Source organism: Bacillus haimaensis (genome assembly GCF_048270625.1).
Lineage (GTDB): Bacteria > Bacillota > Bacilli > Bacillales > Bacillaceae_I > Sutcliffiella_A > Sutcliffiella_A haimaensis.
In genome coordinates this window covers 2989250-3012325 of sequence record NZ_CP158164.1, presented here as the reverse complement: position 1 = coordinate 3012325, position 23076 = coordinate 2989250, and the positions used below count along the sequence as shown (strand labels likewise).

The 23076-nt window shown below is 44.7% G+C and carries 20 protein-coding genes; 16 read left to right on the top strand and 4 right to left on the bottom strand.

Going from position 1 to position 23076, the window contains the following annotated elements:
* Window positions 1–60: 60 nt before the first annotated feature.
* Both ABN702_RS15310 and ABN702_RS15305 read right to left on the bottom strand, forming a co-directional pair.
* Window positions 61–807 (bottom strand): anti-sigma factor domain-containing protein, encoded by a 747-nt coding sequence (locus tag ABN702_RS15310; protein WP_417897644.1) that lies wholly within the window; start codon window positions 805–807, stop codon window positions 61–63.
* Window positions 804–1367 carry an RNA polymerase sigma factor gene (locus ABN702_RS15305; protein WP_417897643.1) on the bottom strand — a complete coding sequence of 188 codons (564 nt, stop codon included), beginning with the start codon at window positions 1365–1367 and terminating at the stop codon, window positions 804–806. The genes ABN702_RS15310 and ABN702_RS15305 overlap by 4 nt, the downstream gene beginning before the upstream one ends.
* A 200-nt stretch (window positions 1368–1567) precedes the next feature.
* On the opposite strand from ABN702_RS15305, the gene glcT reads away from it, so the two are divergent.
* From glcT to ABN702_RS15260, 9 genes are all read left to right on the top strand, one after another.
* The gene (gene glcT / locus ABN702_RS15300; RefSeq protein WP_417897642.1) at window positions 1568–2398 is read left to right on the top strand and encodes a glucose PTS transporter transcription antiterminator GlcT; all 831 of its coding nucleotides are present in this window, start codon (window positions 1568–1570) and stop codon (window positions 2396–2398) included.
* Between the two features lie 191 nt (window positions 2399–2589).
* Window positions 2590–4617: a glucose-specific PTS transporter subunit IIBC gene (gene ptsG, locus ABN702_RS15295; protein WP_417897641.1), complete on the top strand. Its 2028-nt coding sequence runs from the start codon at window positions 2590–2592 to the stop codon at window positions 4615–4617.
* Between the two features lie 164 nt (window positions 4618–4781).
* Window positions 4782–5597: an MBL fold metallo-hydrolase gene (locus ABN702_RS15290; protein ID WP_417897640.1), complete on the top strand. Its 816-nt coding sequence runs from the start codon at window positions 4782–4784 to the stop codon at window positions 5595–5597.
* A 318-nt stretch (window positions 5598–5915) separates the two neighbouring features.
* Complete coding sequence (locus tag ABN702_RS15285) at window positions 5916–7865, top strand: bifunctional 2',3'-cyclic-nucleotide 2'-phosphodiesterase/3'-nucleotidase (RefSeq protein WP_417900930.1); 1950 nt, start codon at window positions 5916–5918, stop codon at window positions 7863–7865.
* Between the two features lie 154 nt (window positions 7866–8019).
* A complete protein-coding gene (locus ABN702_RS15280; protein WP_417897639.1) occupies window positions 8020–9327 on the top strand; it encodes an APC family permease in 1308 nt (435 codons plus the stop codon).
* A gap of 129 nt (window positions 9328–9456) precedes the next feature.
* Window positions 9457–10158 (top strand): PIG-L deacetylase family protein, encoded by a 702-nt coding sequence (locus tag ABN702_RS15275; protein ID WP_417897638.1) that lies wholly within the window; start codon window positions 9457–9459, stop codon window positions 10156–10158.
* A 16-nt stretch (window positions 10159–10174) separates the two neighbouring features.
* On the top strand, window positions 10175–11128 hold the full coding sequence (locus ABN702_RS15270; protein ID WP_417900929.1) for a GNAT family N-acetyltransferase: 954 nt from the start codon (window positions 10175–10177) through the stop codon (window positions 11126–11128).
* Window positions 11129–11199: 71 nt separating this feature from the next.
* On the top strand, window positions 11200–11904 hold the full coding sequence (locus tag ABN702_RS15265) for a gamma-glutamyl-gamma-aminobutyrate hydrolase family protein (protein WP_417897637.1): 705 nt from the start codon (window positions 11200–11202) through the stop codon (window positions 11902–11904).
* A gap of 22 nt (window positions 11905–11926) precedes the next feature.
* A complete protein-coding gene (locus ABN702_RS15260; protein ID WP_417897636.1) occupies window positions 11927–12877 on the top strand; it encodes a dipeptidase in 951 nt (316 codons plus the stop codon).
* Here the strand turns inward: ABN702_RS15260 and ABN702_RS15255 are convergent.
* Window positions 12854–13228 carry a DUF3899 domain-containing protein gene (locus tag ABN702_RS15255; protein ID WP_417897635.1) on the bottom strand — a complete coding sequence of 125 codons (375 nt, stop codon included), beginning with the start codon at window positions 13226–13228 and terminating at the stop codon, window positions 12854–12856. The two genes, ABN702_RS15260 and ABN702_RS15255, sit on opposite strands and share 24 nt — an antisense overlap.
* Before the next feature lie 143 nt (window positions 13229–13371).
* On the opposite strand from ABN702_RS15255, the gene ABN702_RS15250 reads away from it, so the two are divergent.
* The 5 genes from ABN702_RS15250 to ABN702_RS15230 all read left to right on the top strand — a co-directional run bounded on the left by ABN702_RS15250 (window position 13372) and on the right by ABN702_RS15230 (window position 19165).
* A complete protein-coding gene (locus tag ABN702_RS15250; RefSeq protein ID WP_417897634.1) occupies window positions 13372–15024 on the top strand; it encodes a peptide ABC transporter substrate-binding protein in 1653 nt (550 codons plus the stop codon).
* Between the two features lie 140 nt (window positions 15025–15164).
* A complete protein-coding gene (locus ABN702_RS15245) occupies window positions 15165–16097 on the top strand; it encodes an ABC transporter permease (RefSeq protein WP_417897633.1) in 933 nt (310 codons plus the stop codon).
* Window positions 16094–17167, top strand: coding sequence for an oligopeptide ABC transporter permease (opp3C, locus tag ABN702_RS15240; RefSeq protein WP_417897632.1), 1074 nt, complete (start codon window positions 16094–16096; stop codon window positions 17165–17167). Before ABN702_RS15245 ends, opp3C begins: the two co-directional genes overlap by 4 nt.
* Window positions 17168–17177: 10 nt before the next feature.
* On the top strand, window positions 17178–18200 hold the full coding sequence (locus tag ABN702_RS15235; RefSeq protein ID WP_417897631.1) for an ABC transporter ATP-binding protein: 1023 nt from the start codon (window positions 17178–17180) through the stop codon (window positions 18198–18200).
* A complete protein-coding gene (locus tag ABN702_RS15230; protein WP_417897630.1) occupies window positions 18197–19165 on the top strand; it encodes an ABC transporter ATP-binding protein in 969 nt (322 codons plus the stop codon). Before ABN702_RS15235 ends, ABN702_RS15230 begins: the two co-directional genes overlap by 4 nt.
* Window positions 19166–19229: 64 nt before the next feature.
* Here ABN702_RS15230 and ABN702_RS15225 read toward each other — a convergent pair whose 3' ends face one another.
* Window positions 19230–20660: a hypothetical protein gene (locus tag ABN702_RS15225; protein ID WP_417897629.1), complete on the bottom strand. Its 1431-nt coding sequence runs from the start codon at window positions 20658–20660 to the stop codon at window positions 19230–19232.
* A 111-nt stretch (window positions 20661–20771) separates the two neighbouring features.
* Here ABN702_RS15225 and ABN702_RS15220 point away from each other — a divergent pair, with 111 nt between their 5' ends.
* The gene (locus ABN702_RS15220; protein ID WP_417897628.1) at window positions 20772–21419 is read left to right on the top strand and encodes a DUF6944 family repetitive protein; all 648 of its coding nucleotides are present in this window, start codon (window positions 20772–20774) and stop codon (window positions 21417–21419) included.
* 100 nt (window positions 21420–21519) lie between these two features.
* The gene (locus ABN702_RS15215; RefSeq protein ID WP_417897627.1) at window positions 21520–23013 is read left to right on the top strand and encodes an amidase family protein; all 1494 of its coding nucleotides are present in this window, start codon (window positions 21520–21522) and stop codon (window positions 23011–23013) included.
* Window positions 23014–23076: the final 63 nt, after the last annotated feature.

Here is a 23076-nt window from a genome sequence, read left to right as displayed (position 1 = left end):
GTGAAGTCTTAACTACGGAAACACAAAAAAGCAGAGCCGTGATTGGCTCTGCCTTTCCTTTTACAACCCTGCCGAAAGCAATATGCTTCCCTCAGGCAACTCGTTGCCCTTCTCAGGCTCCAGGGTGATCGCTATCGTATCCCAGTCCTGTTGTTCAGCTTGATCTACTTTATAGAAGACGTAGCCCTTGCCGTTTTCATCCACCGTGAAGTCACCAGCAGGTATCGGCGCACCGTCCTTCAGCAGCCATACCTGGTACACTTCCGTTCCTGTGAGCTCCGGCAGTTCCTGTGTCTGGATCATGACGGATAGCTCCTGATTCTGTTTGAAGAGGGCGGCAAATCCCTTTCCACCTGCGTCAGAGGGTTCGAGTGCTACGACACTATCCGGCTGTGTGAGCTCCTGATCATCTGTTGCACCTTCCTTGTCCTCCTGCATCAGGAAGTAGCCGTTTCCTAGCAAGGATATGATAAGCGATGCTGCCAACAACCCAGTCAGCCATGGCTTCGAGTTATTGCCCGTTTTTTTTCTGAAAGGCGTTGGAGTTGCAACAGGCGTTGGTGTATCAACCGGTGCCGGTTCAACCTTTTCCTCAGCAAATACATTGCCCAGGATTCTATCTTTCATTTCTACTGGGGGAGTTACCGGGTCGGAAAGAAAAGCCATGTCTCCAAGCACTTCCTGGAGTTCTTCGAGTTCTTCCTGACATTCCGGACATGCAGCTGCATGCTGTTCGAATTCTTCTCTCTCTTTATCTGTTAAGTGCCCATTAAAATAATCCAAAAGCAAGTCACACTTCTGACTCATATGCTCCCCCTCCTCTCTCCGTCTGAAATCAATGTCTGCTTTAACTTTTTCAATGCCAATCGTAGTCTTCCTTTCACCGTACCGAGCGGGATGCCGGTCTTTTCGGCTATTTTCTGCTGGGTATATCCTTTAAAGTACATATAATGTACCATTTTTTTCTGATCGTCCGATAAGGTGGATACCGCTTTTCTGATTTCATCGCGCTGTTCGTTCCACTCTGTCTGGCCTTCTGTCGAGTCTGTCGATTCCAGGAAAGGCTCGATGTCTTCAATCGGGGTGCTCTGGGTTCGTGTTCTTTTGCGGATGATATCCAATGCCCTGTTTCTTGCCATGGTGAAAAGCCAAGATGAGAACTTGCCCTTGGCGGAATCATAGATCCCGTTTCCCTGCCATAGCTTGATGAAGACATCCTGCATCGCTTCTTCTGCAATTTCCTGATCACCGGTCACTTTCATCAAAAAGGAATATAGAATTCTCTCATACCTATCGTAAAGCTCTTCAAGAGCGACCTTATCCTTGCCCCTTACCCGCTCATAAAGGAGTGCGTCCTTATTCTGCATAGAATTTCTCCCTCTTTATTTGATTGCTTTCATTATACCCTTTAGTGTCTTTAATAAAGAAGAAAAGACATTCTATTCTTCTAACGTTTCCATAGGGATTTTGGATGCATTTTTCATACCAGATATTGTTGACTTGACTCTATTCCAATCCTAGCGTAACTTTATAAATATTGCAGTTTTTTTGCACCGGAGGAATGAAGATGCAAGTTAAAAAAGTGTTGAACAACAATGTCCTCATTGCCACCCACCCGGAGTACGGCGAAGTGATTCTTACCGGTAAGGGAATCGGATTCGGAAAGAAGGCGGGAGAGGATATAACAGTCGAGCACGCTGAGAAGTTTTTTGTGCTCAAAAGTGAGGACGAGCAGAACCAATATAAGCAACTGCTTGATTATATAGATGAATCGTTTATCGGCCTCATGAATGAATGCATGGAAATGGTCGAGGCCAGGTTTCAGGTGAAACTGAATGAGCATATCCATGTCGGGCTGACAGATCACTTGTATTTTGCTGTAAAAAGAATTCAGCAGGGTCTCGATATCAAGAACCCTTTTTTAAAGGAAACGGAGCTTGCCTACCCGAGGGAATATGCAGCAGCATTGGAGATTGTCGAATGGCTGAAGGTCAAGCTGGATCTTGCGATTCCGGAGGGGGAGATTGGCTTTATCACCCTGCACATCCACAGTGCCCTGACGAACCGGGACCTGGCAGAAATCAACCGCCACACCCAGCTGATCAACGATATGGTGACGGTGATTGAGGATTCCTTGAAAATTAAGATTGACCGGACAGATATTAATTATCTGCGCCTCGTACGCCATTTTCATGCGTCGATCGAACGAGTGCAGACAGACCAGTTCCGTCCCGATCAGCAGGAAATCCTCGCAAAAGTGTTGCGGGAGGAATATCCCGTATGCTACAATCTAGCATGGAAATTGATAAAAATAATGCAGCAGAAATTGCAGAAGTCTGTGCCGGATGCAGAGGCCGTCTATTTGACTCTCCATTTGCAAAGGCTTTCTAAACAATAGAATAAGACCTAAATACAACGTTTTTTTCACGTGTTACTGGTGATGCAGGCATGAGAGGAAGAAAAGCTGTACAAAGAGTGGTAGACCAGACATCTACCGCGCTTTCGCGTACACTTTCTTGATTCTCATGCCTTTTTTGTTGTTCGGAACTTTTCTGTCATGCATGAAGGATACTTAGGAGGAAAAAAGCTATGTTTAAGAAATCATTCGGTTTGCTGCAGCGAATCGGTCGCGCATTGATGCTTCCGGTGGCCCTGCTGCCAGCTGCGGGGATTCTACTTGCATTCGGTAATGCAATGCAAAACCCGAATCTTGTCAGCCGTCTTTCATTTCTAGAGGCGGATGGTATCATTTTACTTGCAGAAATTATGGAACAGGCAGGAAGCATCGTCTTCTCGAACCTGCCATTATTATTTGCCATCGGGGTGGCCATCGGTCTCGCCAATGGTGATGGTGTTGCCGGACTTGCGGCAATGATCGGGTACCTGATCATGAACGTGACGATGAGTGTCATAAGTGGCGTTACTGCAGACCAGGTTGGAAGCGATCCGGCACTTGCCAATGTACTTGGGATACCAACCCTGCAGACCGGTGTATTCGGCGGTATTATAGCCGGGGTGCTCGGAGCATATATGTACAATAAGTTCTACAATATTGAATTGCCATCTTATTTGGGATTCTTCGCTGGTAAGCGTTTTGTTCCTATCATTACAGCGGCATCCGCATTAGTATTGGGTGTTGTGATGAACTTCATCTGGCCTTTTGCACAAGAAGGGCTTAATACGTTCTCTTACTTTATGACAGAATCAAACCGTACGTTGGCTGCCTTTATTTTCGGGGTGATTGAACGTTCCTTGATTCCATTTGGCTTGCACCATATTTTCTACTCGCCGTTTTGGTTTGAGTTTGGTTCCTACACAAATGCGGCTGGTGAAATTGTCCGCGGCGATCAGCGTATTTTCATGGAGCAGGTAAAAGACGGAGCGGAACTTACTGCAGGTACCTTCATGACCGGTAAATTCCCGTTCATGATGTTCGGTTTGCCGGCAGCAGCTCTAGCAATCTATCACTGTGCACGTCCTGAGCAAAAGAAATATGTTGCAGGAATCATGGGTTCTGCAGCTTTAACATCATTTTTGACTGGTATCACTGAACCGCTTGAATTCAGTTTCCTGTTTGTTGCACCAGTACTATTCGGGATCCATGCAGTATTTGCGGGACTTTCCTTTATGGTGATGCATATGTTGGATGTGAAAATCGGGATGACCTTCTCCGGGGGCGTCATCGACTATATCCTATTCGGTGTTCTGCCTAACCAAACTGCTTGGTGGCTAGTGATTCCAGTAGGACTGGCGTTTTCTGTTATCTACTACTTCGGATTCCGTTTTGCAATCAAGAAGTTCAACCTGATGACTCCTGGTCGTGAAGAAAAAGTGGAAGAGTCACAAGAAAATGCAGCAGGCGGTTCTTTGGATCTTCCATACGGCGTACTGAAAGCACTTGGTGGAAAAGAGAACCTGGCAAACCTGGATGCATGTATCACGCGTCTTCGCGTAAGTGTAAGAGACGTGGATCAGGTAGATAAAGAGCAGTTGAAAAAGCTTGGCGCTGCTGGCGTCATGCAGATTGATAAAAACATCCAGGCAATCTTCGGACCTCGTTCTGAAATCATCAAAGGGCAGATCCAGGATATCCTTAGCGGGAAAACTCCGGTGAAGGAAGAAGTGGCAGCAACTATTGAACCTGTTGCAGTAGCTTCAACTGATACAGAAATCGTGATACCGATGAGCGGCAAACTTCTGCCGATCTCTGAAGTACCTGACAAAGTTTTCTCCCAAAAAATGATGGGCGACGGCTTTGCAATTGAACCGACGGAAGGTACTGTCGTATCACCTGTAGCCGGAACAATCATTAACCTATTCCCAACCAAGCATGCAATAGGAATTGAAACTGCTGACGGCAGAGAGGTTCTCGTGCATGTGGGAATCGACACAGTCAACCTGAAAGGTCGCGGCTTTGAAAGCCTGATCGAGCAAGGAGACAAAGTGGAGCAAGGACAGCCATTATTGAAAGTTGACCTAAACATCATCAAAAGCGAAGCAACTTCCACCATCACACCTATCATCTTTACGAATCTAGCTGCTGGCGAAGCGGTTGAGATCAAGGACGGAAAGGTGAGCTTTGGGGAGAAGGGCAGAGTTGAGGTAGTGAAGAAATAGGAATTGTAGGGGCCTGACCCTCAAGCAGCTTTAAAGCGTTGAGGGTCAGGCCCCTTTTCTACATCAAAAGTCTTACGAAAATTCAATCTATTCACTGAAGAATCCTCTATGCTAAACCCGTATCCTTAATTTAAAGAGAATAGTTAAAGAAGGCGGGGTTTGTGATGAAGAATTATATTTGTGATACATGTGGAGTTCAATACGAAGGCACGTTACATCAACCGGATTTTTGCAGAATATGCACTGAAGAAAGGCAGTATGTGAGTCCGGATGGCCAGTCATGGACAACTTTGGAGGAGATGAAACAAAAAGAATATCAAAATGTCATTCAAATGGAAGAGCAAGGTCTATATAGTATAAAAACCTCACCCGAATTTGCAATTGGGCAAACAGCGTACCTTGTGCAGAATGCAGGGTTTAATGTGCTGTGGGATTGCATCACCTATTTGGATGAAGCGACAGTCAGGGAGGTTGAGTCGCTAGGGGGAATACATGCCATTGCGCTTTCGCATCCTCATTATTATTCAACCCAGGTTGAATGGGCAGAAGCGTTCGATGTTCCCATCTATATTCATCAGGATGACAAAGAATGGGTGATGCGACCAAGTGAGCGCATCAAATTCTGGTCAGGGGAATCACTGGAATTGGCACCCGTTATTACCTTGCACAGGTTAGGAGGACATTTCAAAGGTGGAGCGGTAATGGAATGGAAGAATGGGAACGAGGGAAAAGGTGTACTTTTGACTGGTGATGTAATCCAAGTGGTAGCGGACCGGAACTGGGTGAGCTTCATGTACAGCTATCCGAATCTCATTCCGTTGTCGGCCGCAAAGGTGGAAGAAATAGCAGTTAAAACTAAAGAGTTGAAGTTTGATAGGTTGTATAATGCTTTTCACCGGGTAGTAATGGAGGATGCCCATGAAGCGGTGCAGCGTTCAGCGAAGAGGTATTTGGATGCTTTGAGCGGGAGATTGTTTTAATAAGTGATGTTTTTGCTAAAAATGTAAATGGTCCAGAAAATGAAATTTCCGAGGGGACTCCCGTCGCTCAGCTTATTAACTATAATAATTCGCAGAGTTTTTTTAAGAATATGGGGGTCTCTTCCAAAAATCATTATAAATCCCTATTTTTATACAATTATCGCTATTATTTGGAAGGAAATTCAGTCCTATTAGATTATTTTGTAAATAGTAATCTTATCTATAATTAGAAGAGTATGACTATTACATAACCAAAGGAGCTGTTTTGCCTTGAAGAGAACATTCCAGAAGCTTGGGAAAAATGTATTGGCAGGGACGATGGCGTTATCGGTACTGGCTACTCCAGCATTAGGAGGTGCGGTAGATGCTGCACCAAAAGGAGATAAGGACAAACAGGGGAAGCATGATGTAGAACTGAGAATCTTGGGAACAACGGATATTCACACCCATCTCGTCAACTATGACTATTACAAGGATGCAGAAACGAATGAGTTCGGTCTGGCAAAAACGGCAACATTGATCAAAGAGGCAAGAGCAGAAGTGAAAAATACCTTATTGTTTGATAACGGGGACCTGATTCAGGGAAATCCGCTTGGCGATTATAAAGCGAAAGTGGATGTGCTCGAGGACGAGGAAATGCATCCGGTTTTTCAAGCGATGGAATTGTTGGATTATGATGCGGCGACTTTAGGAAACCATGAATTCAACTATGGGATGGACTACTTGGATGAGGTGCTTGATGATGCACCGTTCCCGTATGTAAGTGCCAACGTGTTCAAGGATGATGGCGATGATGACCCAACCAATGATGAACATTATATTAAGCCCTATCAAATCATCAAAAAGAAAATGATTGACGAAAAAGGAACGAAACAAGTAATTCGTGTTGGAGTAATCGGGGTAGTGGCGCCTCAGATAACCCAATGGGACAAGGCGCATCTTGATGGCAAAATCATTACAAAGGATATAGTGAAGTCAGTGGAGGCAAACATTCCGAAGATGAAAAAGGATGGGGCGGACCTTATCATCGTTCTTGCCCACTCCGGTGTTGGTGATGCGGAGTATGCAGAGATGGAAGAGAATGCGACATATGATCTGACAAAGGTGGAAGGTGTGGATGCAATCATCACCGGACACAACCATCTTACTTTCCCGGGTGGATTTAAGGACCTGCCAGGTGTTGATACTGAAAAAGGTACCATCAATGGCGTGCCTGTTGTGATGCCTGGTAACTGGGGCAACCAGCTTGGTGTAATGGACCTGACGATCTCCAAGGTGAAAGGTGATTGGAAGGTGAAGGATTCAGTGTCCAGTCTGAAGCCGATCATGGATAAGAATAAGAACAGTTTGGCTGATCCCGATCCTGCAGTGTTGGCTGCGGTAAAAGAAGCGCATGAAGGAACGGTCAACTATGTGCGTCAGGCAGTGGGAACGACAACTGCTGATATCCACAGCTACTTCGCCCTTGTGCAGGATGATCCATCCATTCAGATTGTAACAAACGCTCAAAAGTGGTATATCGAAAAGCAACTGCAGGGAACAGCGGATGAAAATACGCCAATTCTTTCTGCAGGTGCACCATTTAAGGCTGGCGGGAGAAACGGTGCCAGCTATTACACGTACATTCCTGCCGGGGAAATTGCGATAAAGAACGTGTCCGACCTTTACTTGTATCCTAACACGGTTGCGACTGTAAAAGTGACTGGTGCTGACGTGTTGGAGTGGCTGGAGATGTCTGCCGGCCAGTTCAAGCAGATTGACCCAAATGCTTCTGCAGTACAGCCGCTGATCAACACAGATTTCCCGACTTACAACTATGATGTCATTGATGGTGTAACGTATGAAATCGATGTAACGGAGCCTGCGAAATACGACAAGGATGGAAAAGTCATCAACGCGGAAGCAAACCGTATCAAGAACCTGCAATACAACGGTGCACCGATTGATTTTGCTCAGGAATTCATCGTCGTAACAAACAACTATCGTGCAAGCGGAGCCTTCCCTGGCGTGAGAAACAACACGGGAGTGGAGCTCTATCCGGACGAGAACCGTCAGGCGATTATCGACTACATCCGTGAGCTTGGAACCATCGATCCATCTGCAGATGGCAACTGGACATTCGCACCAGTTGGCGGAGAAGTTGATGTGTCATTTGATTCTTCTATGGATGCTGTAGAGTCACTTCCGGAAAGCAACGTCATTCGCTACGATGGAGAAGCGGAGAATGGTTTTGGAAAATACATTCTGCAGCTTCCGACTGAACAGTAATAACCAATAAGAAGAGAGTGCTTATCATTGGCACTCTTTTTTTTTATTTTGATCTACTAACCTTTTTATAGAAACTGCACAATAACTGCAAATTTTTTGGGTAAGGGTATAAATATACCAAATTAATTCAAGTTTTTACGGAGGTGCTTATAGAGTGTCAGATTATAAGAAGGATAGTATTTCACTGAAAGGAGCAGTTGGATTAGGCACTGGCGTGATGATCAGCGCTGGGATATTTGCTCTGCTAGGACAAGTAGCAGAACTTGCAGGGTCTTGGTTCCCGCTTATTTTCATTGGAGGAGCAATCATTACCGCATTTAGTGCTTATTCTTACATAAAAATGAGCAGCGAATACCCTTCTGCGGGAGGAATTGGAATGTTTTTGGTGAAGGCTTATGGAAATGGAACTATAACAGCATCAGCTGCTTTACTCATGGCGATTTCCATGGTCATTAATCAAAGTTTGGTTGCTAGGACATTTGGAACCTATACGTTGCAAATTTTTGGCGTAGATGAATCAAGTTTTCTTGTTCCTCTTCTTGGAGTAGGACTGCTTACATTCGCTTTTCTAGTGAATATAACTGGAAATAGATTTATCCAATCTTTTACCTCGATAGTTTCCCTTTTAAAAATTGCAGGATTGGCTATTTTTGCGATTGTAGGGTTATGGATTGCAGGCTTTTCGATTGAAGGGGCTGATGGTGGAGGAGGCAACAGTTCTGTTGAGCAGACTTTAGTTAGCGCAATAGCTGCGATGGCCTTGACGATTCTTTCCTTTAAAGGGTTTACCACCATTACCAATAGCGGTTCCGAAATTACCAAACCTAAGAAAAATGTTGGCAGAGCCATTATGATTTCTATTTCTATCAGTGCACTCATTTATGTACTACTAGCTTGGGCAGTCTCAAGCAACCTTTCATTAAATGAAATTATTGAAGCGAAAGATTATGCATTAGCTGAAGCAGCAAAGCCGGTGTTAGGTGATTATGGTCTCTGGTTTACTGTTGCCATCGCCATAATTGCTACAATCTCCGGCATCATCGCCAGTGTATTTGCCGTCTCACGAATGCTGGCTATGTTAACGGATATGAAATTGATCCCTCATAAACATTTTGGTATGCCGGGTAGTATTCAAAAACACACCCTTGTTTATACCATTGTTTTAGCGATGCTGTTAACCATCTTATTTGATTTAAGCCGCATTGCCTCCATGGGAGCGATTCTTTACCTAGTAATGGATATCATCATCCACTGGGGAGTATTCAAGCATCTTCGTGAAAAAGTTGGAGCGAATTCTGCTATTGTATTAAGTGCACTAATCTTTGATGCGCTTGTACTTGGTGCCTTTATTTCAGTTAAAATTTCCACAGATCCTTTAATAGTTGTCCTATCCATTATTTTTATGATGTTGATTTTTGTAGGTGAAAGAGTATTTCTACGAAAAACGGATAGTGGTAAGTAAAAAAGAAAGGGGGCCTGACCCTCACCGCTTTAAAGCGGTGAGGGTCAGGCCCCTTTTGGTTTATTTAGAGGACTTTTCCCCTTTACATGGAATATTTAGTATAACGAAAGAAAAAGGAGAGTGCAGATTATGAATCTAGTCGTTCTGGGTGCACATTGCGGTGACGCTGAAATACAGGCGGGTGCGATTGCGCACAAGTATGCAAAGGCTGGTCATAGGGTGACATTTGTCCATTTGACTGCAGGGGAAAAGGGGAATCCTCCGGGATCTTCAATTGAGGAATACAGAGAGCAGAAAATCAGGGAGTCGGAGAAATCGGCTGCTGTTCTTGGAGTGGATACGATCACGCTGGATTACAGGGATGCCGAGCTTACCTTTAGTGATGACATTGTGACACGGGTTGCGACGCTGATGCGGGAGCTGAAGCCGAAAACGGTGATTACCCACTGGGAGAACAGTATTCATCCCGATCACGCCCTGTGTGCGCAGATTGTTCAGGCAGCCCAGTTGAAGGCGGGGCTTCCAGGTTTCAATCTCGACGGATTGCCTGCCCATTTTTATAACTATTTTCATAGTGAGAACTGGGAGGACATGGAGGGATATGTGCCGGACATTTTTGTGGATGTGTCGGAGGAGTTTGATACATATCTAGAAGCGCTGTCCCAGTATTGGTTCGTGATGAATTCCAAGTCGTTCCGCTATTATGACTACTACCAGGCACTTGGTACGGTACGAGGCTGTGTGAACCGGACCAAGTATGCGCAGACACTGAAATATCCTACAGGATTAAACGTAAGAAAAGGCCCTGCCATTCCGGGGTTCAATCTATGAGGAGGCGTATATGAAGATGACAACTTATCGGTATTATCAGTCGGGGGATGAAAAGCAGATTGTGGAGCTGTGGAACGCAAGTCTTGGAAAGGATCCAATTACCTCTAAACGTTATCGTAATCTGGTACTGCTGGATGCAAACTTTGATCCGCGTGGCCTTCGTTTGGCTTTTGAAGAGGAAAAGCTTGTCGGCTGTGTGTATGCAGTGAGAAGATTGCTGCCGATGTATGGAACCGACCTTGAAGCTGATAATGGCTGGATTCCGTTCTTTTTTGTCGATTCTGATGTGCGGCGAAATGGGGTTGGAAAGAGACTGATGGAGGATGCGGTCGCTTTTCTGAAAAATGAGGGGCGCTCCAATATTTTCTTTTCATCCTATGCTCCGAACTACATTTTACCTGGAATTGATGAGAAGGCTTATCCGGAAGCATTTGCTTTCCTGCAGAGTGAAGGATTTGCAAGGCTCTATTCTCCTGTTGCCATGGATAAAAGCTTGTTAGGCTATGAGATTTCCGAATCTGTAAAAGCTTTGAAGCGAAGCAGGCAGGAAGAGGGATATACTTTTTCTAGGGCGGAGGATAAGGACCTCTATGAAGTGATTCTTTTCGCGAATGAAAAGTTCAATCCGGATTGGGGACGTGCCATCCGCGAGGGGATTCTGCAAGGCCTGCCATTGGAAAGAATTCTAGTTGCCCGAGATAAAGGGAAGGTAGTCGGCTTTTGTATGTATGGCGGGTATGAAGGAGTGCCAGACCGGTTTGGCCCGTTTGGCGTCGACCCGGACCAGCAGGGGAAAGGGCTTGGGAAGATCCTTCTGTCCGACTGCCTTCAAAGTATGCGAGCGGAAAGTCTTCATTCAGCCTGGTTCCTTTGGACGGGCGAGCAGACGACAGCAGGGCATCTTTATAAGAAGAATGGGTTTGAGATTACGAGGAAGTTTCATGTGATGAAGAAGATTATTGGTGATTGATCCACAAGAGTGGGGGAATGTACCTTCCGAATATGAATAAGATTAACTAAAACAAGAGAAGAGGGTTGATTATGGGGAAAAAACCGATTATTGGAATTACGTCTCATGTAGAGTTGGATTATCGGCACAGTCTATCGAACGATTATGTGCAATCCATTATCCAGGCTGGTGGGATACCGGTTATTTTGCCAATAGGGGTAGATTCTGATGTAGTTCAGCTGGTGGATAAGATCGATGGACTAGTTTTGGCGGGGGGAGGGGATATCGATCCCATGCTGTTCGGTGAAGAGCCGCATCCCAATTTAGGAATGATTTCACCTGGGAGGGATAGCTTTGAGCTGGCGATTATAGAAAAAATGCTGGCTGCCAATAAGCCGATCCTTGCTATTTGTCGCGGTATTCAAATCCTGAACATTGCTATTGGAGGTGACATGTATCAGGATATTTATAGTCAAAAGGATGAGCCTTTGCTGCAGCATTCCCAAAAAGCAACACGTAGTCATTTGTCTCATTATGTCATGGCAACTGAAAATAGTTTACTGGCGGAAATCGCAGGACAAGCGAAATTTAAAGTTAATTCCTATCATCATCAGGCTGTTCGACATGTTCCTAAGCCTTTTATCGTATCAGCCCACTCATCGGATGGTATCATCGAGGCCATTGAAAGTGTAGAGCATTCATTTGTGTTAGGTGTCCAATGGCATCCCGAGCCATTGGCTGTACATGGTGATAGTATATCGAAAAATATTTTCAATCGATTTGTCCAAAGCTGTTAATTGACTGGAGGGGGAGAAGAAAATGAAAATCATCGATTTGCACTGTGATGCATTGTTAAAATTGTGGGATTCAAACGGTAGGTTGAACTATTCAAATGCTGAGGAAATGGATACAAATGTAGAGCGCTTGAAAAAAGGTGAAGTATGGGTTCAATGCTATGCAGTATTTGTCTATCCTGAAATGAAAGCGGAACAGAAATTCCAGGCGGCATTGGATCAAATTGATTATTTCTATAAGGAAGTACTTGCGAAGAATCCAGAAATGAAACATATCAAGCAATGGGAAGATATATCCCTGTTAAAAGAAGGCGAAATCGGTGCCGTGCTGACACTTGAGGGAGTGGACGCGATCGGAAACGATCTACATAAACTAAGTATTCTCTATCAATTGGGGGTTCGTTCGGTTGGCCTGACCTGGAATAATGCCAATTTGGCTGCAGATGGTGCAGGTGAACCGCGTGGTGCGGGGTTAACCTTGTTCGGTAAAGAAATTGTCAGGATCAATAATGAGAACCGAGTGCTTACGGATGTTTCCCATTTGAGCGAAAAAGCCTTTTGGGATGTGATGGAGCTTGCTGAGTACCCGATCGCTAGCCATTCCAATGCGAGAGCGATCTGTGATCATCCAAGAAACCTATATGACGACCAAGCAAAAGCGATGTTCACAAAAGGTGGAATGGTTCATGTTGTATATTGTCCACCTTTTGTGAAAAAAGATGGGAATGCAAATCTATCCGATTTGATCCATCATATTGAACATCTTTGTAGTCTTGGTGGAAGTAAACAAATAGGTCTGGGCTCTGATTTTGATGGAATTAATACGTATGTGAAAGATCTCGAAGACGCCTCCAAGTATCAAAATCTGATAAATGCCCTATTAAAGCATTACTCCGAAGAGATGGTAAAAGGATTTGCCTACCAAAACTTCTTGGACTATTGCTCAAAGTTTTCAACTGTTCACAATCAAAATTGACAAAAATAGACTTACGATACAGTAACCAAAGCCAGTAATAATCATTAATTTTGAGGGGAAGAACGATTTTCGGAACCTGATATTACTCCGATCTTTCTTTCCTTCAATCTCTGAAATGATCTGTTCTTTTTTACTGATGGAGGCAAAGAATACCTTGCAGCTGTGAATGAAGGAGGAGAAAAAGCCTCCTGCCACTACATACATCAAGCAACCTGTGACTAGTAGGACCAATCCAAGTATGAAAAGAAAGTCGACCCAATTCAATAGATTATATGATTGGTGGAAAAGAGAGATGGCGAAATAAGATAGCGGTAATGAAAGCAGCCAAAACAATATTTTTTTAAATCCCATTTTATAGCTCCTTAGGTCTAGGTATATAATCCTAATATTTATATTATTTAGAAAATTAAGATATTTAGTTGTCCGAAATACCAGAATAAAGTAAACTACTAGATATAGAATAGTATATTCTACAAATTATAAAAAGGGGGAAGATGATGAAACAGAGAGGCCTTTTACCGATTATCCTATTCGTATTGATGCTTTCTACCATTCTTGCAGGCTGTAATTTCGGCTCTTCAAATGAAGCAGGGACGGAAAATGAGAAAGATGGTGAAAATGCAAGTGCCAGTGAACAGGTGCTGAATATCAGTGCCACTGCTGATATCCCGACCCTTGATTCTACCCAGGCACATGATGCAATTGCGTTTGATGTATTGAATAATAACAACGAAGGTTTATATCGACAAGATGAAAACCACCAACCAATACTTGCAATTGCCGAAAAGCATGACGTAAGTGACGACGGAATGGTACATACTTTTACACTGCGTGATGCAACTTGGAGTAATGGGAAATCTGTCACTGCACAGGATTTCGAATTTGCATGGAAAAGAGTATTCGAAACAGCCGGCCCATACAACTTTATGTTTGTGACTGCGAGTGTGAAAAATGCGGAAGCGATCATGAATGAAGAAATGGCTGCAGATCAGCTGGGAGTAAAAGCTGTTGATGAGAAGACGCTGGAAGTAACGCTTGAGAATCCGAACCCTCTGTTTGAAACATTATTGACGTTTCCGACCTTCCTTCCCCAAAATCAGAAATTTGTGGAAGAGCAAGGTGACCAGTATGCTTTAGAAGCTGAAAATATCCTATCAAATGGTCCTTTCAAATTAGTGGAGTGGAAACAAGAGCAAAGCTGGAAATTTGAAAAGAATCCTGATTACCATGATGCTGACAGTGTAAAGCTCGATACCATCAATGTTTATGTGGTAAAAGATTCGACAACTGCGGCCAATCTATATGAGAGTAACACGATTGACCGTGTGAAGCTCTCCACCTCGTTTGTTGATCAATATAAGGATAGCGAAGAGTTCAAGATTACAAAGCAGGCGGGAATAGTGTTCCTCCGCTTTAATCATAATCATGAGGCACTGAAAAATAAAAATATCCGAAAAGCGATCAGTATGGCCATTGATCGTCAAGGCTTAACGGATGTTATTTTAAAAGATGGTTCTTCTCCGTTATATGGAGTTGTTCCGGAAGGATTCTATTTCTCACCGGATAAAAAAGATTATCGGGAGTTGAATGGTGACTTTAATACGGGAACTGCTGAGGAAGCTCAAAAGCTCTTCAAGCAAGGACTTGAAGAGGTTGGAGTAGAAGATCTGACGGTTTCGATCAATATTGCCGATTCGGAAGAAATGAAGAAAACTGCCGAGTATCTGCAGGCCCAGCTCCAAGATAATCTGCCAGGCTTTACATTGGAATTGAAGGCTGTGCCATTTGCACAACGCCTCGAAATTGAAAAAGCGGTGGAGTATGATATTTCCTTATCTACGTGGGGACCTGACTACAGTGACCCTATGACATATCTGGATATGTGGGTAAAAGGAAGCTCAGCTAACCGCATGGACTACCATAACCCTGATTTGGATGAACTCGTCAGTAAAGCGAGATTGGAAACGGACCTAAGTGCTCGCTATGAAATGCTTCTGGAGATAGAGCAATTGTTGCTTGAAGAAGACGCCGCATTGGTTCCGCTTTATCAGCGTGGTGAAGCAATCCTGCAACGCAGTAAGATCAAAGGTCTTATCAAACATCCAAGTGGTCCTGACTTCACATACAAATGGGCTTACATTGAATAGTCATCCAGTATAGAGCAGGTTAGGGGTAGGGTGTATATTCATATGCATCCTACCCTTTTTTATAGAAGAATATCAACTCTATTAAGCTCTTATATGATCCTTTCAATCATAAAAGTATGTAAAGAAAAGAGTGGTTAAAAATGAAAAGATTTTTCTTCCAAAGAATGATTTATATGCTTATCACACTATTTGTCGTTGTTACTGCCACTTTTTTTCTTGTAAAATTCCTTCCGGGAACACCCTACAGTAACCCTGAAAAGTTAACAGATCACCAGCTTGCTGTATTGAACGCCAAATATGGACTGGATCAGCCGGTTGCCCTCCAGTATATCCGCTATATAGGGAATCTGGTTCAAGGGGACTTAGGTATGTCCTTTCAATATCAAGGGCGTACAGTAAACAGTATGATCATCGATAGAATTGGGCCATCTGCACTTATCGGATTCCAGGCTCTCATTTTCGGAACAATCACAGGTTTGATTCTTGGTATTGTCTCCGCATTAAGGCACAATACCATACTGGATTATGGTTCGGTAACGGTTGCAGTCCTTGGTATGTCGATACCTTCCTTCGTTTTTGCAGCATTGCTTCAGTATTACATAGGGGTGAAACTTGGTTGGCTGCCTCCTGCACTCTGGGAGAGCTATGAATACACGCTGCTGCCTTCATTGGCACTTTCTGTGACGGTTATAGCGACTGTAGCACGATTTATCAGAAGTGAAATGCTTGAAGTGATCGGTCAGGATTATGTTATAACAGCCAGGGCAAAAGGAATAAGCGAAGCAAGCATCGTCGCAAAACATGTGGTACGTAATGCGCTGATCCCTGTTGTGACCATGCTTGGCCCCTTGGCTGTCACTATCATGACAGGGACTCTTGTGATAGAAAAAATCTTTGCAGTTCCCGGGCTGGGAGAACAGTTTACTTTATCGATTCTGGTTCTGGATTACAGTGTCATTATGGGTATCACCTTATTCTATAGCGCTTTATTTATTTTTGTTGTATTCATCGTGGACATTCTATATGGAATCCTTGACCCTCGAATCAGTTTTGGGAAGGGGGAGCAAGCATGAAGCTCGAAAGGAATACCAATTCGCCCACTCCTGTTTCACCTAATAAAAGCTCCTTGCAGAGATTAGATGTTGTACCAAAGGAAATTACGGACGACCTGTTCGTACGAGCCCCGCTTGATCCAAGTAAACAGGAGGAAATTGCCGGACCACCTTTAACCTTCTGGAGAGAGGCTTTTCATCGACTACTAAAAAATAGGGGAGCAATTATTGCCGTCATTCTCCTACTTTTCATTTCTGTTATGGCAATCATAGGTCCATCCTTGAATGAATTTTCCTACAAAGACCAAAATATCGCCCATACAAACCTGCCCCCAAAACTGCCTGGTTTGGAATGGTTGGGTTTCGATGGGAAGGATGTGAATGGTGTCAATCAATATGAAGCGAGAAATATTACGACAAATTATTGGTTCGGCACCGATGAATTTGGACGAGATCTTTGGACTAGGGTGTGGAAAGGGACTCAAATTTCCCTCTATATTGCCTTGGTTGCCGCCTTTCTGGATTTAGTAATTGGAGTATTATATGGCGGGCTATCTGCTTTTTACGGAGGCAGGGTTGATACCGTCATGCAACGGATTATTGAAGTGCTGGTCGGTATCCCGAATCTAATTGTGATCATCCTTTTCATTCTTATATTGGAACCGGGTATCACCTCCATCATTCTTGCTATGGTGATAACTGGCTGGGTAGGGATGGCACGTGTTGTCCGCGGGCAGATTCTGCAGCTTAAAAGCCAGGAATTCGTGCTGGCATCCCGTACGTTAGGGGCTTCAAATACAAGGTTGATCTGGAAGCATCTATTTCCAAATGTCTTGGGACCGATCATTGTTACCATCATGTTCACCATCCCGACTGCTATCTTCTTTGAAGCGTTTTTAAGCTTTATCGGACTTGGGTTGCAGGCCCCGCTTGCCTCCTTGGGAGTATTGATCGAGGATGGATACAAGGCGATGAGATTCTTTGCATATAAATTATTTTTCCCGGCAATCATCATCTCGGCAATCATGATCTGTTTTAACCTGCTGGGAGATGGACTAAGAGACGCACTCGATCCGAAAATGAGAAAATAGGGAGGACCATATGACCAAGCCAATTCTTACAGTGAACAACTTGCAAGTATCATTCCGCACTCAGAAAAGCGACGTACAGGCTGTCAGAGGTGTCGGATTCTCCCTGCATAAAGGAGAGACATTAGCCATTGTAGGAGAATCCGGTTCCGGGAAATCTGTTACAGCGAAGTCGATTATGCGTTTACTGCCAAAGCATAATACAAAAATCTCACAAGGTGAAATTTTCTATGAAGATAAAAATCTCTTAAACTTGTCGGTTCGGGAAATGCAGGCCATTCGTGGATCTGAAATCTCCATGGTATTCCAGGACCCTATGACTTCCTTGAATCCTACGATGAAAATTGGAAAGCAAATTATAGAAGGGCTGCAGAAACATCATCATGTCTCAAAGAGGGAAGCGAAGCAAAGAGGAATCGATATGCTTAGATTGGTAGGCATTCCTAATCCGGTTGAGCGAATCGATTCCTACCCCCACCAGTTTTCGGGAGGGATGAGGCAGCGTGTGGTCATTGCAATGGCGTTGGCATGCAATCCCAAAATACTGATTGCGGATGAACCAACAACGGCCCTTGATGTTACGATTCAAGCACAAATATTGGATTTGATGAGTGATCTGCAGCAAAAGACTGGTACGGCCATCATCCTGATAACCCATGATCTTGGAGTTGTTGCAAACATGGCAGATAGGGTGGCGGTGATGTATGCTGGTGAAATCGTGGAAATGGGGACGGTGGATGAGGTTTTTTACAATGCCCAGCATCCGTACACATTGGGGTTGATAAAATCGATGCCAAAGCTCCATGTTGGCCGATCGGAAGCTTTAATACCAATACCCGGATCCCCGCCGGATTTGGCCCATCTGGGAACAGGTTGTCCATTTGCTGCGAGATGTCCATATACCATGAAGGTTTGTCATTACTTCAACCCTATACCTACGTCCAAATCTGATTCTCACAAGGTTTCCTGCTGGCTCCAGGATCAACGGGTACCTGAAGACTTGGCACTTGAAGCGGTAGGGGGGAATCATTCATGACTACCAAGGAAGTACTAATTGAAGTAAAAGAACTGGAGAAGCATTTCAAAGTCGGTAAAGGCAGGGTATTGCGTGCGATTGATGGCTTGACCTTTTCGATCTACAAAGGGGAGACACTCGGATTGGTCGGGGAATCCGGCTGCGGCAAATCAACTGTAGGGCGTACCATGTTTCAGCTCTATTCCCCGACTAGAGGCCAAATTCTCTTTGAAAATGAAAACCTTCATGCCAAGATGTCAAAAACAAATGCGAAAAAATACAGAAAAAAGATGCAGATGATTTTTCAAGATCCGTATTCTTCTTTAAATCCCAGATTAACTGTAGAGGAAATCATAGCAGAAGGTCTGTTGATCCATCAACCGGATATGACGAAAGAACAGCGCAGAAAACAAGTAACAGACCTTTTGGAGCAAGTCGGATTGAATCGTAAACATGCGGATCGCTATCCACATGAATTCAGCGGGGGACAAAGGCAGCGTATCGGTATTGCCCGGGCGCTCTCCGTGAACCCTGATTTTATTGTTGCGGACGAGCCTATTGCAGCGCTTGATGTATCGATACAGGCGCAAATTGTGAATCTATTAAAACAGCTTCAGGAAGAGAAAGGGCTCACCTATTTATTCATTGCCCATGATCTATCCATGGTCAAGCATATCAGTGACAGAATTGCGGTCATGTATTTGGGGAAAATGGTGGAGTTGTCGGACAGTGAAAACCTATATGACAAGCCGCTTCATCCATACACAGAGGCACTTTTATCAGCAATACCTTTACCAGATCCAAATCTTGAGCGACAGCGTAAAAGAATTATCCTAAAAGGGGATGTCCCGAGTCCCACTGACATTCCAGCGGGCTGCAGGTTCTATTCACGCTGTCCAAAGGCAATGGATATCTGTGCCAGGAAGGAACCATCCTGGATAGAGGTAGAAGAGAAGCACTATGTGGCATGTCATTTGTATGAATGAAAACATTTAGGGGCCAGCCTCCCATTGCTATTAAGTAGTGGGAAGCTGGCCCTCTTTACTATCCCTAAAACATCCACAACCCCAACACTGTAGCCACAACCAACCCTACAATAACCGGTACAAAGCTCCGCCTTACAAGCTCCATCACCGGAACCTTCGCGAATCCTGCAACAGCTACGAGGGAAGACCAGGCAATCAGTGTGCCGCCGCCTACCCAGATAGCACCCATTTGACCGATAGCGGCTAAGGTGGCAGGATCGACGCCGACACTGTCACCAAGTGCACCGGATAGTGCGCCTACTAGTGGAAGGCCTGAGAACCCGGAGCCATCCAACCCGGTAATCATTCCAACTAGAAGAATGCCGAAGCCCGCGATAAATGCATTCTCAGGGATATAGGATTGCCCTGCGAGAATCAGGTCAAATAGGAAGGACGGTGTTTCTTCTGCCGGCGTTCCAAAAATTCTTGCAGCCAATTCGCCACTGCCGATGAAGAAAAATCCAGCAATCGGGATAACGGGTCCCATGGCTTTGAATGCGAACACAAAGCCTTTGACAAGGTGGTCGCTAACATTGGTGAGTGAGGTTCGCGCCTGCTTGAAGAAGGTGGCCCCAATCAGTAGGATGACAGATGCTCCCCCAATCAGTGCTGCACCTGCGCCGCCCTCGAGTGATGGCAGGACGTCGGAAAATTTTGCGAGAATCATATAGACAATGATTGCGAGAAATGTTCCAGGAACAAGGATAGCAAAAAGGGTGCTGTATTTGCTTCTTGTTACCCCAGCCGAATCCGAATCATCTTCGGTACCTTTTGAGGTACTTTCTATGCTGTTCCATTTTAGAAGATGATCATTGGAAGGACTCGAAATCAATCTGCGAATGGCCAGGTAAGCCAGAACAATGGCGGTCAATCCAGTGATCAGCGAAAGTACAAATGCTTTATCCGCCACGGAACTCAGGTCCACCCCGGCTGCTTTTGCAGTCAAGGAAGGGGCGATCTGAATGATATAGTCCGAGGACAGTGCCATCCCCTGGCCTGCGAGTGAGATGGCAACTGCTGCACCGATTGGTGGAAGCCCGGCTCTTATTGCGACCGGAATCAGCAATGCGCCAACGAGAGGGACGGCAGGCGTCGGCCAGAAAAACAGGGAGATGGAGTAGGTGACAAAAACGATTACCCAAAAGGAAATATGGCCATTTTTCATGACCTTTTGAAACGGGGTGATCATCTGTTCATCCGTACCCAACGATTTTAATGAATGAAGCAGGGCGGTCATAATTGCAATGATCAGGAATATGTTGAATAGCTCTCCTGCTGCGATCAAGCTGGCATTGAATATTGTCTGAAGACCGAATGAGAACGAACCACTGAAAATCCACCCCACCAAAAAAGTGACCACGATGGCGGGTACTACGACATTTTGCCGGAAGAGCATCGTGAAAATAATGACTACCGTACCCACGAGATACATCCAATGTGCCGCTGTAAGTTCCATCTATACAAGCTCCTTTCTAAGACCGGAAGTCCAAGCTGAAAATATGAATCTTGGTATAGTAGGGTATGTTTAGGGATGGGCTGTGGTGTTGGACCACTGGAAATTAATTAAATGATCTATGGAGTGACCTATGCATCTAGAGTCGCATTAGAATACAATATTAGAAATTGTGAAGTGGTGGTGAGGGTAGTGGATACGTATACTGAAGAATTATTTGTCGCTGGAGCGGTCGTCGTACTGATCGGAACCCTTTCAACAGCCTATGGGCAGACGAACTTCACTGTAACTTCTATAGAAGAATGGAAGAGATTTATTATAAAAGGAAACGGTATTGAAGCATTTGGGAATACGCTTCAAGCCATTGCCCGAGATAAGGAATCTGTCCATGGAGGAGAGAGGCAAACTCAGGGCATCACCGGGAGCTGGCTTCAGGCAGGGGGGAATGCGACCAATGCCGTTGCTACTAACTTAGAGCTAGCCGGAGCGTTAATCGATGGACAAAAGCTGAATGTTTTTGGAAGCGGAATTCAATCATTCGGTGCAGCGCTTGAAGCGAACGCCACACTCGTCTTGATGGAAAATGATTTGGAGGTTCTTGGATATGGTGCCAGCTCCATTGGTGCCCTATTGGATTCCATTGGTACATTTTTCGTTCTGAAAGGATCGGAACAGCGGGGAAACCATATTTTGATGATTGCATCCTGGATTCAAGTGATTGGGGCCATTTTGGTAGTGGTTGGATTGGTGGGGATTCAGTAGAAGAATCTCGAATGAGCTCCAGATGCGAATGAACAGTTAGTCTGAAAAAAGCAGGTTTACCCTCCTCTTCTACAGAATAGTATGTATAGAGGTGAGAGCTTTGAAACCAGAGGAATATGTGAAATATGACGGCCTTGGTCTGGCTGAATTAGTAAAAGCAAGGAAAGTTCCCCCAGTAGAATTGGTCGATCTTGCAATCTCGCAAATTGACAAGCATAACCCCAAACTCAACGCAGTTATCCACAAGATGTATGAACAGGCTAAACTTTCGGCAGCAAGGGATTTGAAAGGTCCATTTGCCGGAGTGCCCATGCTACTGAAAGATTTCTCGCAAGAATTGAAAGGCGAACCAAAATCAGGTGGTTCCAAGGCACTTCGCAATTTTAGATCCCAGTCAGATTCAGAGTATGTCATCCGTTTGAGAGAGAGTGGTTTTCTTTTTCTTGGACAAACCAATGTGCCGGAGCTGGCCATCACGGCATATACAGAACCAGTTGAGTACGGACCTACAAGAAATCCCTGGAATCGTGATTTTACCCCGGGAGGTTCCAGTGGAGGCTCTGGTGCTGCGGTTGCTTCCGGTATGGTGCCGATTGCAGGGGCCAATGATGGAGGAGGTTCCATACGGATACCGGCAGCATACTGTGGGCTATTTGGTCTGAAACCATCCAGAGGGCGTACTCCAGTTGGGCCGAGATTTGCCAGGTTTTTGCAAGGTGCTGCAGTGGAACATGTACTGACCCGTTCGGTTAGGGATAGTGCGGCTGTCCTGGATCAGTTGAAGGCTATGGAAAAAGGAGCAGCGTTCACAGCACCTCCGTTTGATGAAAGCTATCTGCAGACGTTAGTTAAACCCCTTAATCAAAAGAGGAAAATTGCTTTTTCGGTGAAATCCCCAATTGGTACTCACGTAGATTCAGAATGCGTGGAAGCTGTAAAGAAGACGGTTAGTTATCTGGAAAAATGCGGTTTTCAGGTAGAAGAAGTGGATGCTCCTGTGGATGGTAAGAAAATTGCCAACAGCTTTCTTATGATGTATTTCGCAGAGGTCAGCGCCACGCTGGCTAGTATGGATATGGTGCTTGGAAGAAAGGCTTCTTTTAGGGATGTGGAGCCGACGACTTATGTGATGGGTCTGTTGGGAAAAGCGATTACAGCCCAGGACTTTGTATTAAGCATGAGAGAATGGGACATAGCAGGATATGCAATGGAGTCCTTTCATGATGAGTATGATTTCTACATCACGCCTGCAACAGCATATCCCCCTGCAAAAATAGGCGAGCATGCTTTGAAGTCCTTTGAAAAGCTGGCTCTTCAAGTAACAGGAAAGATGGGAACTGCCAATCTGTTAAAGAAAATGGGCATCATTGATCAGATGGTCGAAGATAGCCTCAAACGTGTACCGTTTACCCAACTCGCCAATCTGACAGGACAGCCTGCAATGTCGGTGCCCCTGCACATAACAAAAGAAGGCTTGCCGCTAGGGGTCCAGTTCATGGCTGCAATGGGCAGAGAGGACCTGCTTTTACAGATGGCACATTATCTGGAGGAGTCGGATTTATGGGAAAATGTGCAGAATAAATGTATGCTTTAGATAGTGCAGTATAATTAAGGGGTCTATCCTTACTGGCATTTATGACGTGAGGGTCAGGCCCCG

Excerpts from the sequence above, each read along its gene's own strand:
- ABN702_RS15310 (WP_417897644.1), bottom strand. The coding sequence starts at position 807 with ATGAGTCAGAAGTGTGACTTGCTTTTGGATTATTTTAATGGGCACTTA.
- ABN702_RS15305 (WP_417897643.1), bottom strand. The coding sequence starts at position 1,367 with ATGCAGAATAAGGACGCACTCCTTTATGAGCGGGTAAGGGGCAAGGAT.
- glcT (WP_417897642.1), top strand. The coding sequence starts at position 1,568 with ATGCAAGTTAAAAAAGTGTTGAACAACAATGTCCTCATTGCCACCCAC.
- ptsG (WP_417897641.1), top strand. The coding sequence starts at position 2,590 with ATGTTTAAGAAATCATTCGGTTTGCTGCAGCGAATCGGTCGCGCATTG.
- ABN702_RS15290 (WP_417897640.1), top strand. The coding sequence starts at position 4,782 with ATGAAGAATTATATTTGTGATACATGTGGAGTTCAATACGAAGGCACG.
- ABN702_RS15285 (WP_417900930.1), top strand. The coding sequence starts at position 5,916 with ATGGCGTTATCGGTACTGGCTACTCCAGCATTAGGAGGTGCGGTAGAT.
- ABN702_RS15275 (WP_417897638.1), top strand. The coding sequence starts at position 9,457 with ATGAATCTAGTCGTTCTGGGTGCACATTGCGGTGACGCTGAAATACAG.
- ABN702_RS15270 (WP_417900929.1), top strand. The coding sequence starts at position 10,175 with ATGACAACTTATCGGTATTATCAGTCGGGGGATGAAAAGCAGATTGTG.
- ABN702_RS15265 (WP_417897637.1), top strand. The coding sequence starts at position 11,200 with ATGGGGAAAAAACCGATTATTGGAATTACGTCTCATGTAGAGTTGGAT.
- ABN702_RS15260 (WP_417897636.1), top strand. The coding sequence starts at position 11,927 with ATGAAAATCATCGATTTGCACTGTGATGCATTGTTAAAATTGTGGGAT.
- ABN702_RS15255 (WP_417897635.1), bottom strand. The coding sequence starts at position 13,228 with ATGGGATTTAAAAAAATATTGTTTTGGCTGCTTTCATTACCGCTATCT.
- ABN702_RS15250 (WP_417897634.1), top strand. The coding sequence starts at position 13,372 with ATGATGAAACAGAGAGGCCTTTTACCGATTATCCTATTCGTATTGATG.
- ABN702_RS15245 (WP_417897633.1), top strand. The coding sequence starts at position 15,165 with ATGAAAAGATTTTTCTTCCAAAGAATGATTTATATGCTTATCACACTA.
- opp3C (WP_417897632.1), top strand. The coding sequence starts at position 16,094 with ATGAAGCTCGAAAGGAATACCAATTCGCCCACTCCTGTTTCACCTAAT.
- ABN702_RS15235 (WP_417897631.1), top strand. The coding sequence starts at position 17,178 with ATGACCAAGCCAATTCTTACAGTGAACAACTTGCAAGTATCATTCCGC.
- ABN702_RS15230 (WP_417897630.1), top strand. The coding sequence starts at position 18,197 with ATGACTACCAAGGAAGTACTAATTGAAGTAAAAGAACTGGAGAAGCAT.
- ABN702_RS15225 (WP_417897629.1), bottom strand. The coding sequence starts at position 20,660 with ATGGAACTTACAGCGGCACATTGGATGTATCTCGTGGGTACGGTAGTC.
- ABN702_RS15220 (WP_417897628.1), top strand. The coding sequence starts at position 20,772 with ATGATCTATGGAGTGACCTATGCATCTAGAGTCGCATTAGAATACAAT.